The sequence below is a fragment of the Flavobacterium sp. RNTU_13 genome, assembly GCF_046614455.1.
Lineage (GTDB): Bacteria > Bacteroidota > Bacteroidia > Flavobacteriales > Flavobacteriaceae > Flavobacterium.
Map to the genome: position 1 here is coordinate 202,148 of NZ_JBKJHB010000005.1, position 13,872 is coordinate 216,019.

The window sequence follows — 13,872 nt, forward strand, 5'->3', positions numbered from 1 at the left end:
TATTTTTTAAATTTAGCGAACGTTCGCTTGTTTTGTAAAAAATAAATTTTTAATATTGCCATGTACTTTAACCCAAACCTCATTTCAGTATGGAAACTAACGTAAAGAAAAGCGAAGTAACGGTAGCCGGAACTGCTTACAGTGAAATACTTACCCCAAGGGCATTACAGTTCCTCGCGGCGCTCCATGAAAATTTTAATAATAAAAGGCTGGGATTGCTTACAGACCGCGAAGCACGCCAGCGCGAGTTTGATAGAGGGGCTTACCCTGCGTTTCCGCCGGAAACTGATTATGTGCGTAACGGCAACTGGACTGCGGCTAAATTACCTGAGGATCTGCTGGACAGAAGGGTTGAAATTACCGGGCCTATAGATCGTAAAATGGTTATTAATGCCCTCAATAGCGGCGCCAGCGTTTTTATGGCCGATTTCGAAGACAGTTGCTCGCCTACTTGGGCTAATCTTATGGAAGGCCAGCAAAACCTGCGCGATGCTGTAAACAAAACCATAAGCCTGGAACAAAATGGTAAACAGTATAAATTAAATGATAAGACCGCCGTATTGTTGGTACGTCCGCGCGGTTTACACCTTGAAGAAAAACACCTAAAGGTAAACGGGCAAAATATGAGCGGTTCGCTTGTAGATTTTGGTCTTTACCTGTATCATAATGCACAGAATTTACTCCATAACGGCTCAGGCCCATACTTTTATTTGCCTAAGCTGGAACATTATAAAGAGGCACGGTGGTGGAACGAGGTTTTTGTATTTGCTCAGCAATACCTCAATATTTCGCGTGGTACAGTAAAAGCCACCGTGCTTATTGAAACTATAACGGCGAGTTTTCAGCTCGACGAAATCATATACGAACTTCGGGATCATATTGCCGGGCTTAACTGCGGAAGGTGGGACTACATTTTTTCATACATCAAAAAACTGAAAAAACATCCCGGCTTTATGGTTCCCGACAGGGATCAGGTAACCATGGTGTCCCCATTTATGGCGGCCTATTCGTTAAGGGTAATACAGCGCTGCCACAAACGCAACATCCATGCTATAGGCGGCATGGCAGCGCAAATTCCCGTTAAAAACAACGAAGAGGCTAATGCAGCGGCATTTGCAAAAGTGCAGGCAGACAAAGAACGCGAGGCTAAAAACGGACACGACGGTACTTGGGTAGCGCATCCTGCTCTTGTACCGGTGGCTATGAAGGTATTTAATGAAAACATGCATACCAAAAACCATATCCATATTAAACGAAACGACGTATCGGTTACAGAACGCCAGCTTTTAGAAATGCCTAAAGGTACCATTACCGAAACGGGTGTACGTAAGAATATTAACGTAGGTATACTGTATGTAGAAAGCTGGATTACCGGTACGGGTGCGGCGGCACTGTATAACCTTATGGAAGATGCTGCCACTGCCGAAATATCGCGTATGCAGCTGTGGCAGTGGATAAAGGCAGGCATTACCGTAGACAACGGCACCCACCTGAGCCCTGAGCTATATGAACTTTGGGTAGCCGAGGAACTGGATAATATTAAAGAATATGTAGGTGCAGAACGCTTTGAAAAAGGCAGGTTTGATGAAGCGGTTGCCATTTTTAACAAGTTGGTACTGGCCGAAGAACCCGCGGAGTTCTTAACCCTGGAAGCGTATAATTATATCGACTAATCACGTACAAAGTTAACCCAAATAAAAAAGCCTGCCGTATGCGGCAACATACAGGCAGGCGTGTTTAAATAACTAGCAATAATCATTTAAAGCAAAGCAAAATTATGAAAACGGAAGAAAGAATTCAAGCCTTAATTGCAGACTGGGCTACAAATCCTCGCTGGAATGGTATAGAAAGGCCGTACACTGCAGAGAAAGTAGTGGAACTTCAGGGTTCGTACCAACTTGAATATTCTATAGCACGCCGAGGTGCTACCATCCTTTGGAACAAATTAAACAGCCAGCCTTTTGTTGCAGGTCTTGGTGCACTTACCGGCAATCAGGCCATACAAGAGGTTGAGGCAGGGCTGGAAGCTATTTACCTTAGTGGCTGGCAGGTAGCTGCCGATGCTAACCTTTCGGGCGAAATGTACCCGGACCAGTCGCTTTACCCGGCTAATAGCGTACCTGCTGTGGTAAAACGTATAAACAGTGCGCTGCTACGCGCAGACCAGATACAAAGTGTAAATAAAATTACTCCTAAGAAAGATTATCTTGTGCCTATTGTAGCCGATGCTGAGGCGGGATTTGGCGGTAACCTTAATGCCTTCGAACTTATGAAAGGCATGATTGAGGCCGGTGCCGCAGGTGTACACTTTGAAGACCAACTTTCATCGGCTAAAAAATGTGGCCACCTTGGAGGTAAAGTTTTAGTACCTACCCAAGAGGCGATAAATAAGCTTATTGCAGCTCGCCTTGCAGCAGACGTTATGGGAGTACCTACACTTATTGTAGCCCGTACTGATGCCGATGCTGCTAACTTGCTTACCAGTGATATAGATGAGCGCGACCATAAGTTTATTACCGGCGAGCGCACCTCTGAAGGGTTTTATTACGTAAACTGCGGCGTAGAGCAGGGTATAGACCGTGGCTTGTCTTACGCGCCGTATGCCGACTTAATATGGATGGAAACTTCTACGCCGGATCTTGACCAGGCACGCAGGTTTGCCGAAGGAATACATGCTAAATTCCCGGGTAAAATGCTGGCATATAACTGCTCGCCATCGTTTAACTGGGCGGCTAAACTTTCTGTACAGGAAATGGAAACCTTCCGCGAAGAGCTTGCTGCCATGGGCTATAAATTCCAGTTTATAACCCTTGCCGGATTCCATGCGCTAAACACCAGTATGTTTGAGCTTTCTAAAGCTTATAAAGAGCGTGGTATGGCCGGGTACAGCGAACTGCAGGAGCGTGAGTTTGCACTACAGCAACATGGATTTAAAGCCATTAAACACCAAAACTTTGTGGGTACCAGTTACTTTGATGCCGTGCAGAATACAGTAACTGCTGGTACGGCTTCTACAGTAGCCATGAAAGACAGTACCGAAACGGCTCAGTTCTAAATATAAATTCTGGTATGTAAACGCTGATTTACTTTATTTTAGTTAATTTGAAAAAAGTCCTGCCCCCTAAAGGCAGGACTTTACATTTTCCTGTAACTTTACGCTATGAAACTTTCCATTAAAAATATGGTTTGCCCGCGCTGCATTACGGCAGTAGAAAATGTACTGGATGAAGTGCAGCTACAACCCGAAAGTGTGCAGCTAGGAGAAGCCATTATTCTTACGGAACCTAGTGAAACACAATTGGCTGAATTAAGGCAGAAATTACAGATACAGGGTTTCGAGCTTTTAGAGGATAGTAAGGCTCAGGTTATAGACCGAATTAAATCGGTAATTATTAATCATATCCATCATTCCGGCGATAACAGTATAGTTTTTTCAGAGCTTTTGGCATCAGAGCTACATAAAGATTATTCGGGCCTCAGTAAACTGTTTTCTGCTAATGAGGGCATTACCATAGAGCAGTACATTATCCTTCAAAAAATAGAAAAAGTAAAAGAACTGCTGCAATACAATCAGCTAACGCTATCTCAAATTGCCGATACTTTAGGATATAGTAGTGTAGCACACCTTTCTGCCCAGTTCAGGAAAATTACTGGAATAACACCTACTGCTTTCCGTACACAAACCTCTCCACAGCGACTGCCACTCGATGCGGTTACCAAAAAGGTGTAAAACCTTTCCCGAAAATTATAACACTTCCGCCGGCATAAGAGGTAATTTTGTAGTATAAATTACAACGATTAATGCCATCTACAATAAAGAAAATATATCCGGTGCTTAATATGAGCTGTGCTTCCTGTGCTGCCAGCAGCCAGGATGTTTTAGTCATGCAACCCGGCGTAGCCAGTGCCTCGGTAAACTTTGCCACAGGCAAGGGAACCATTGAATTTGATCCCAGTATAACCAGCCCGCAATCTTTAAAAACAGCATTACAGTCTGTAGGTTTTGATTTGCTTATAGGAGAAGGCGCAGATACCGCAGATACCCTTGCGGAATTAGAGCAGCGGCATTATACCGAATTAAAAAACAAAACTATAGGCGCGTTGATTTTTTCGGCTCCGCTTGTTATCATTGGTATGGTTCCGGCTTTAATGCACCTTGCGTGGGCGCCATACGTTATGTGGTTACTAGCTACCCCTGTGGTTGCATATTATGGGCAGCAGTTTTTTAAAGGTGCTTATAACCAGGCAAAAAACCGTATGGCCAATATGGATACTCTTGTAGCGTTAAGTACCGGGGTATCTTATATGTTTAGCGTATTTAATACGTTGTTTCCTGATTTTTGGCACAGGCGGGGTTTACACGCGCACGTTTATTTTGAAGCGTCTGCCGTGGTGATAGCGTTTGTGCTATTAGGCAAACTGTTAGAAAACAGGGCTAAAGCCAGGACATCATCGGCTATAAAAGGACTCATGGCGCTTCAGCCAAAAACCGTTACGGTATTCCGGTTGGGTACAGCAGAGGAAATAGAGTTGGGGCAGGTACACATGGGCGACCTTATACTGGTGAAACCGGGAGATAAAATCCCGGTAGACGGTACTGTGGAAGAGGGAAGCAGTTATGTAGACGAAAGCATGATAACCGGAGAACCCGTTGCTGTTGCTAAGCAGCAAGGCGATAAGGTTTTGGCAGGTACACTTAACCAAAAAGGCAGCTTCCGCTTTAAGGTAGATAAAGTTGGGGGCGATACGTTACTGGCGCAGATCATAAAAATGGTAGAGGAGGCACAGGGCAGTAAAGCCCCGGTGCAGCACCTTGTAGATAAAACAGCAGGAATTTTTGTTCCGGTAGTATTGGCAATTTCGTTAATTACCCTTGCATTATGGACTATCCTTGGTGGAGATAACGGCTTTACCCAAGGGGTTATGGCTATGGTAACGGTACTGGTTATTGCCTGCCCTTGCGCGTTAGGGCTCGCTACTCCTACTGCTTTAATGGTAGGAATGGGGCGTGGGGCACAGCTTGGTATATTGATTAAAGATGCCGAAAGCTTGGAACGGGCCGGTAAGGTTACTGCGGTAGTTTTAGACAAAACAGGCACACTAACGCAGGGCAAGCCCATGGTTATACAATCAAAATGGTTTACGTCTTCAAAAGAAGGAGCTGATATATTATACAGCATAGAGAAACTATCAGCTCACCCTTTAGCGGAAGCACTTGTGCAGCATTTACAAGGAGCTAAAATGGTAGAGGGAATTAAAATAGAAAATATTGTAGGTAAGGGTGTTGTGGCAATTTATGGTGGCAAAACCTATTTGGTGGGTAATGAAGCCTTGTTATCAGACCATAGGGTTTTCTTAGATGAGACCGTAAAAAATTACTTGGACAATTTTAAGGAAAACCCTGTATCTGTTGTTTTTTTTGCCGATGAAAGTGGTGTGTTAGCTATTTTTGGCGTGGCGGATTTATTAAAAGATACCTCTGAAAAGGCAGTAAAACGGCTTACTGAAGATAACATAGTAGTATATATGCTTACCGGAGATAACGAGTTTGCTGCAAAAAGCATAGCAGCTGCAGCCGGTATACAGTACTATAAATCCGGCGTATTGCCCAAGGAAAAGTTGCATTTTGTTAACGAATTACAGGCTAAAGGTAACATCGTGGCCATGGTGGGCGATGGTATTAACGACAGTGCGGCTCTTGCTCAGGCCGATGTAAGCATAGCCATGGGGCGCGGTAGCGATGTGGCGCTTGAGACGGCAAAAATGACCATTATTTCTGGGGATTTATTAAGGCTTCCTGCCGCCATACACTTATCCAGAGCTACAATGACTACCGTAAAGCAAAACCTTTTCTGGGCTTTTGTTTACAATGTAATAGGTATACCTGTAGCGGCGGGACTGTTGTATCCTTTTACCGGATTCTTACTTAATCCTATGCTTGCCGGGGCGGCTATGGCGTTAAGTAGTGTAAGTGTGGTGAGTAATAGTTTATTATTAAAATTTAAAAAGATATAAGTAATATGGAAAAGCAACTGAAATTTAAAACCTCTATAAACTGTGGCGGATGTGTAGCAAAAGTAACGCCGTTACTAAATGCCGTAGAAGGTATAGAAAACTGGAATGTAGATACTAATAATCCTGATAAAGTACTTACGGTTACAACCGCACTGCCACAGGATAGCATAGTAGAAACCGTAAAAAAAGCCGGCTTTAAAATAGAGGCATTGTAAATAAAAAAAGCCGCCGCAAAGCATTTACTTTACGGCGGCTGTTTACTATTTATGCAGTGTTATTTTAAGCTAATGGTATAGGTATAGCTGTATTTTTGGGCAGATAGCCTGTAGGGTTCATGCGGTAACGCGCCCCAGCTGTCATCTCCTCCCACACCACGCTGGGCAAGGTCTATGTGAAGGTACACTTTGTCTTCAACCCTAATGTCGTTGGTGTGCTTTTGGTTTTTAGTAAGCCCCGGATCCAGATTTTCTGTACTTACGTTAAGCGCACTAAAGCTCAGCGGTTGTTTACCGGTTATGTAAATCCCGTTGCCTTTTTCATTGGTAAGTGTAATCCAGCGGGTGTCTGTTTTGTATCCGTTTTCCTGAGGCCTTATGTAGCTCCACGTAAACTGGTTGGCTACATCGTCTGTATACGTACCCAGGAAAGCCGCCGTATTACGGTCGCTGTAATTTTCTAAAGGCCCTCTGCCGTAGTAGTTTAGGTTTTTGTACTCTCCTGCCAACTCCGTACGCATCCCGAAGCGCGGCAGCTCAGGCAGGTTTTTACCTGTGCAGTCTATACTGGCTGTTACCTCTATGCTACCGTTGTTTTTAATTAAATAGGTAACCGTATACGGTACATTGGCATCTTGAAGCAGATAGTTTACAGTAACGGTTTGCCCCGTTTTATCCTGCTTGCCTACGGTAACGCTCTTTAGTACAGGGTTTTTATGAGCAAAGCGCCAAACAGCAAGTTTCTTTTGTGACTGGCTACCAAAGTCATTATCTGTAGGAGCCCTCCAAAAATATGGAATAGGGAAAGCTGTTATGGCTCCTGCATTATCTTTTTTGCTATAGCTTATAAACTCGCCTGTTTTGGTATTAAAACTGCCGGTAACATCGCCAGATGTAAAGCTAAGGACCTCATTTTTAGTTTTTACTGAAAGTTTTCCTTTATCTGCCACTTGTATATCTTTAAAGTAATCACCACTGATTTTAAACTGCTCCCTTGCTTGTTCATGGCCTGCGGGTACCAGCGTAGTAGGTGTATTTGTATAAGCGTATACCGAAAGGTAGTATTCACCTTTTGTATCTGTAGTAAAATTAAGTGGCTGCTGGGATTGCTGCCCGGCTTCGGTTTTAAGGTTAAATGTTCCTTCATTAACCTTTACGCCGTCTTTTAAAAGCTCCCACTTAAAATTGAATCCTGAAAGATTTATAAACTTGTACAGGTTCTTTACGGTTAACGTTTTATTGTTTAACGAGAACGAAATGTCCTGATATACTTTTTTTACTTCAGATAGCCCGGGATGCGGAATGCGGTTAGCGTTTACCAATCCGTTTGCACAGAAGTTTTCATCGTTATGAAGGTCTTTGCTGCCCAGGTCTCCACCGTAGGCAAGATAAGTAACACCCTTGTCGTCTTTTGTTGTAATTCCTTGGTCTACCCAGTCCCAAATGCAGCCTCCCTGCATTTTAGGGCTGCTACTAATAATATCATAGTATTCCTGGAAGTTACCGTTACTGTTACCCATTGCATGGCTGTATTCGCACATTATAAATGGTCGTGTTTTATTACTGGCAGCATACTCCTTCATGTATTGTATAGAAGGGTACATAGGGGCTACAATATCAGTATCCTCGTTTTCCATAGCCTGTTCAAACATTATAGGGCGGGAATTATCGCGCTTTTTCAGCCACTTGTAGGCATCGTAAAAGTTTTGACCGTTACCACACTCATTACCCATACTCCATACAATAATACTAGGGTGGTTTTTATCAATTTCTACCATCCTCTCTATACGGTCGTGGTGCGCTTTGCCCCATTCAGGTAAATAGGCAGGATGTTTTTCACGATTTTCTATATAGGGTTCACTACCCATATCGTGGGTTTCTATATTGGCTTCGTCAATAACGTAAAACCCGTATTGGTCGCAAAGGTCATAAAAATACGGATCGTGCGGATAGTGGCACATACGTATGGTATTTATGTTGTTTTGCTTCATTAGTGCCAGGTCTTTCATCATAAGCTCCCGGTTTGGTACGTGTCCGTTTACAGGATCATGCTCGTGGATGTTTACCCCGTTTACCATAACAGGTTTACCATTTACCATAAGTTGGGCATCTTTTATCTCTACCTTACGGAATCCTGTACGGCCGGTAATCACATCGGTTTCAGAGTTTGTACCATTCCAGCTGATGGTATAGTTATACAAGTAAGGGGTTTCATCACTCCACTTGTTCACCCCAATTATTTTGGTATCAAAACTTATGGTTCCATCTTTCGTGGTTACTTTCTTTACCTGTTTAAACACCTCTTTTCCATCAGCATCTTTAAGCGTAAACGTAACGTTTTGCTGCCCTGAAGTCTTGCTAAAGTTTTTAACCTTAACCGTAGCAGATAATGTGCCGTTTTTATACGTATCATCCAGCCCGGCATTTACCTGATAATCCCAAACGGTTGTGGCCGGCAAGGCTGTAAGGTAAACATCGCGCTCTATACCACTAAGCCTCCAGAAATCCTGATCCTCCATGTAACTTCCGTCGTGCCAGCGAAAAACCTGAACCGCCATTACATTATTGCCCTTTTTTAGTAAAGGGGTGATATTAAATTCTGCGGCGGTTTTACTGGCTTTAGTCATCCCGGCTTCTTTTCCGTTTATAAAAATACGGGCATACCCGGTTATGGAACCGAAATGCAGGACAATGTTTCGGCCGTTCCATTTTTCCGGAACAGAAAAATGAGTACGATACGTGCCCACCGGATTGTACTTGTCATCTATGTAAGGCGGATTTTTAGGAAAAGGGTATTGTATATTCGTATAGATAGGAATATCATATCCTTGCAATTCCCAGTTTCCGGGTACTTTTATGTTGCTCCAGTTGGTATCGTTAAAATTTGGATTATAAAAATCAAGCGGCCGTTGCGCAGGCGATTTCACGATATTAAATTTCCAGGTGCCGTTAAGGCTTTTATACCATGGCGAAAGTTCGGCATTACCTTGTGATGCATCTTTTTCGTTTCCGTAAATAATAAACTGCGGATGAGGCTCCAGCTTGTTCCGGTCTGTAAGCTGTGGGTTTTCCCATTCGTTTTGCTGTGCGGTGAGCATTTGCGCTGCTGCCATAAGCACAACAGGTAGTACTTTTTTCATATTAATCCGTTTGGTTCTATAACTTAAACGCGGCTTTAAAAAAGCTATGCGTTTTTACAAATGTATAGTATACACCCATAATGCCAACGGTGGTAAATTGGAAAAATAGAGGAGGGGTTTTTACGCAACTGCTTTGCTAATTCATTTCGTTTTTGTGTCAATGTACTAACATAGAGTATGTTATCTTCTGTTGATTTGATAGTTGTTTTGTAAAACGATTTCGTTGCGTAACCTGTAATAATAATATTGTAAAAATTAATCAAGTGTAATTTTAGTCATGTTTTTTTGTGTTTTTATTAAATAAGTGTTAATTTGGCACATAACTACCTCACATGTTTACCTCACTTGTGGTAAATTTTTTTAAATTGTATGAAAACACTTAGGTTATTCCGGGTTTTATTCTGCCTGCTTATCTTACCCACACTAAAAGCACAGGAATACCCGGTACGATTTTTTGATATTGCCCACGGGCTTTCTAATAACTCCGTACTTACCCTGTACCAGGATACTAATGGATTTATGTGGATAGGTACGTACGATGGGTTAAACCGATATGATGGTTACGAGTTTAAGGTTTTTAGAAACCGCCTGGACGATACTACTTCGCTTATAAGTAATAACGTATACAGCCTTTGCGGCGATGCTGATAATAATATATGGATAGGAACTGCCAAGGGTGGTTGCGTACTTAATCAGGTAACGGGGGTATTTACACCTTTAAAATTCAGGGATAAAAAAGTAACTAAAACAGTAAATGGGGACATACATCAAATAAAGAGTTTTGGCAGGCTTGGTATGCTTGTGGGTACACAGCAAAACGGGCTTCTATTCTTTAACGGCACGGGTTTAACGGGTAACAAAGCGGTACTTAAGACCGGAAAGTCAACCCGTACAGATTTTGACGTCCTTGCATTACAGCCTTTGCCGGAACAGCACTTTGCCTGGGTATTTGTTCGGAATATAGGCTTATGCCGTTTTGATGTTTCTACTAATCAGCTTACGATAGTTGAGCCAATGAATGTAAAGGCAAACTGTATGCAGCCGGGTAGAAACGGTACGCTTTGGATAGGTGCTGATGAAGGGCTATTCTGCTACAATCCACTTACTAAAACGCTGTCATCTAATTACGTGAAAGCTGCAGTAACTAATCTTTTATTAAACGAACGCTGCCTTATGGTGGCTACAGATGGTAATGGGCTGTATGCTGTAAAGGAAGGCACGCAAACCGCTGTGCCTTATAAGGATATTTACCCACAGGTGGTAATAAAAAGTAATGCGGTGTATGGCCTTTGTAAAGACAAAGCAGGTAACAAATGGATAGGTACCCTGAGGGGCGGTATTAGTATAATTAGTGCTACACCATCTTTTTTTGCCACACATAAATACAAAGGTGCCGATCCCAATAATCTTACAGAGAACTTTATCCTGTCTTTTTGCGAAGACCAGCATAAAAATGTTTGGATAGGTACAGACGGCGCAGGTTTGCGCTACTGGGACAGAAAAACAGATACCTATACTGATTATACAAAATCAGCAAACAGCAAATACAAGCTAACCAGCAACTTTATTACGGGACTTGTACGCGATGCTAAAAACAGGATTTGGGTATCGGCGTGGTCCGGGGGGGTGGTTCGGTTAGATCCTGCTAAGGGAACAACAGACTATTTTGAATGTTACAATCCTGTAACAAAGCAAATGGAACGAAACGTTTGGTTTGTTTTTAAAGACTCAAAAAACGGAATCTGGGCCAGCGCTACAAACGAGGGCAGCCTCTATCGTTTTAATGAAAGCAAAAATGCGTTTGAAATTTTTAACCCGCATATAAAAAATCTGCAGTGTATTACCGAAACAGCCGATGGTAAAATCTGGGCGGGTAATTACACCAATCTCTTCTGTATAGATTCCGGAAGCAGGAAATACCAAACCTTTAATATTGGCTATCCCGTACGCAGCGTACTGCAGGATAGTAAAGGACGTTTTTGGGTGGGTACCCAAGAGGGAGGCTTACTTTTGTTTAACACCAAAACAGGTGCTTATAAACGTTATTCTACCACAAACGGGCTTCCGGGGAACACCATTCTCAGGCTTCTTGAAGACAAGCAGGGAGAATTATGGATGAGCACGTATAATGGACTTAGCCGTTTTGACCCCGATGCTAAATTGTTTATGAACTTTTCGGTAAACGACGGACTGCAAAGCAACCAGTTTAGTTTTAATGCTGCAACAGTGTTATCTGATGGTTTATTTTTATTTGGCGGCATACGTGGATTTAATAGTTTTTACCCCGAAAAAGTTACTGCCAAAAAACCCGATTCTAATATTCTGTTAGCCGCTATAGCAGTTAACAACCAGTCGGTTGAAAAAAACTTAGATTACGTTGCTGCTGCAAAAAACGGTGCTATAAAGGCTGTACGGCTGCCTTATGACCAAACCACCATTTCACTTGATTTTGTAGAGCCTGACTTTACTAACAGCGACAAGGTAAGCTATGCCTATTATCTTGATGGCTGGGATGAACACTGGAATTATACGGATAAGGCACACCGGGCAAATTATACCCGCTTACCCGAAGGGACTTATGTTTTTAAAGTAAAAACAAAGAATGTAAATGGGGCATGGAACATGCCAGCATCATTGCTTACAGTACATGTTTTACCGCCTTGGTACAGAAGCTGGTGGGCGTATACTTTATATTTTGGCATGTTTGTAGGTGCCATATACGCCTATTTGCGTTACAGTAAAAACAAAGAACAAATGCGCTACAAAATAAAGCTGGCGCAGATGGAACGTAAAAAGGAAAAAGAACTGGCCGAGAAACAAATGGAAATGTTTACATACATTTCACATGAATTCCGTACACCTTTGTCGCTTATAATCAATCCGTTGAAGCGTGCAGTTAAAAAGCCTGTAGACGAGAACCCTGATCTCCCGGCTGATTTAGCTGTGGCTCACAGAAATGCGCGTAGGCTGCTGAGCCTGGTAGATCAACTACTACTTTTCAGGAAGGCAGAAAGTGATGCCGATGGTTTAAAGGTTTCTTCTATAAACCTCAATCATTTGTGCAATGAGGTATACCAATGCTTTGTAAATCAGGCACGCGAACAACAGATAGAGTTTTTACTCTCATTACCCAGAAAAAAAACGGTACTATTTGGCGATTATGAAAAGATAGAGATTGCACTGTTTAATCTTATGTCTAACGCGTTTAAACATACCGGTGCAGGCGGCAGCATTACCTTAGCCCTTAAAGTAAGTGAAGATAACGTTGAAGTTAGCGTTACCGATACAGGCTGTGGTATAGCGCCCGATGATTTACCTTATATTTTTGAAAAGTTCAGGAGGGTTAACAACAGGCCGGTTTCAGGCAGCGGATTCGGTATAGGGTTGTTTGTGGTAAAATATTTTGCAGAGAAACACCATGGAACGGTTTCATGTACAAGCACGCAGGGGGAAGGCAGTACTTTTAGCCTTACGTTCCGCAAAGGGTATGAGCATTTTGCCGATATTCCTATTAATGTTATCAGCCCAAAAATGTCTGAACTCGTAGAGGAACTTTTAGGCGATGCCACTCCTGAGCAGCAGGGAACTACAGATCTTACAATTAAAGATGTAAAAGATATTGTTACAGACAAGAAAACGGTTCTGGTTATAGACGACAACGCTGAGATACGCGCGTACCTTAGTAGCCTGTTTACAGCTTCATATATTGTTTACACGGCAGAAAACGGAATTTCCGGCTATGACACAGCCCTAAAAAAAGTACCCGATATTATTATATCTGATATTTCTATGGACGGTATGGATGGGCTGGAGCTTTGTAAGAAAATAAAGGAAACACCGGAGTTAAATCATTTGCCCGTTATATTGCTAACAGCTACATCGAGCCCTGAAATTCATTTAAGGGGGATATCTGAGGGGGCAGACGATTATATTACCAAGCCATTTGACAGTGATATTCTTCTGGCCAAGGTAGATAACCTGCTTAAAAACCGCAGTAGCCTTAAAAGCTATTTTCTTGATAGTGTTACGGGTACAGATAACAGTACAAAAGTACCTGCGGAGTACCGTGACTTTATAAAGAAATGTGTAGATATTATAGAGGCAAACCTGGATAACGAAGACTTTACAATAAAGTCATTTGCGTTACAAATGGGTATGAGCCACAGGAGCCTGTACGATAAAATAAAGCTTATTTCCGGGCAAACCCTTAATGCCTTTATACGTTCGGTACGCATACGAAGGGCAGCAGTACTTATGCTTACAGAGGATTTAAATATTGCACAGGCAGCTGCCCAGGTAGGATTTGAAGACCAGCAGTATTTCAGGCAGCAGTTTGTAAAGCTATTTGGCATTACACCATCAGAATATATTAAAAAATATAAAGGCTCTTTTAATAAAGATCTTAATCTTATTAAATAGAAAGCAGTTTTTAATCACCAAACGTTTTTGTAATGTTAGTTTACCTGTAGGTAAAATATATTACGAAAACGTTTTTTTATTTT

Annotated in this window: 7 protein-coding genes; 6 read left to right on the plus strand and 1 reads right to left on the minus strand. The window is 42.3% G+C overall.

Translation table 11 applies throughout. The features are described 5' to 3' along the window. The first annotated feature begins 89 nt into the window (after positions 1–89). From aceB to ACLI08_RS13055, 5 genes are all read left to right on the plus strand, one after another. A complete protein-coding gene (aceB, locus tag ACLI08_RS13035) occupies positions 90–1,673 on the plus strand; it encodes a malate synthase A (RefSeq protein WP_411428935.1) in 1,584 nt (527 codons plus the stop codon). A 104-nt stretch (positions 1,674–1,777) separates the two neighbouring features. After that, the gene (gene aceA, locus ACLI08_RS13040; protein ID WP_411428936.1) at positions 1,778–3,055 is read left to right on the plus strand and encodes an isocitrate lyase; all 1,278 of its coding nucleotides are present in this window, start codon (positions 1,778–1,780) and stop codon (positions 3,053–3,055) included. A gap of 105 nt (positions 3,056–3,160) precedes the next feature. After that, a complete protein-coding gene (locus ACLI08_RS13045) occupies positions 3,161–3,730 on the plus strand; it encodes a helix-turn-helix domain-containing protein (RefSeq protein WP_411428937.1) in 570 nt (189 codons plus the stop codon). A 71-nt stretch (positions 3,731–3,801) separates the two neighbouring features. Further along, a complete protein-coding gene (locus ACLI08_RS13050) occupies positions 3,802–6,015 on the plus strand; it encodes a heavy metal translocating P-type ATPase (RefSeq protein ID WP_411428938.1) in 2,214 nt (737 codons plus the stop codon). Between the two features lie 5 nt (positions 6,016–6,020). Beyond that, positions 6,021–6,230, plus strand: a complete 210-nt coding sequence (locus ACLI08_RS13055; RefSeq protein WP_411428939.1) for a cation transporter — start codon at positions 6,021–6,023, stop codon at positions 6,228–6,230. Positions 6,231–6,289: 59 nt separating this feature from the next. On the opposite strand, the gene ACLI08_RS13060 is transcribed toward ACLI08_RS13055, so the two are convergent. After that, positions 6,290–9,370 (minus strand): glycoside hydrolase family 2 TIM barrel-domain containing protein, encoded by a 3,081-nt coding sequence (locus ACLI08_RS13060; RefSeq protein WP_411428940.1) that lies wholly within the window; start codon positions 9,368–9,370, stop codon positions 6,290–6,292. Positions 9,371–9,739: 369 nt separating this feature from the next. On the opposite strand from ACLI08_RS13060, the gene ACLI08_RS13065 reads away from it, so the two are divergent. Further along, positions 9,740–13,789 (plus strand): two-component regulator propeller domain-containing protein, encoded by a 4,050-nt coding sequence (locus tag ACLI08_RS13065; RefSeq protein ID WP_411428941.1) that lies wholly within the window; start codon positions 9,740–9,742, stop codon positions 13,787–13,789. Positions 13,790–13,872: the final 83 nt, after the last annotated feature.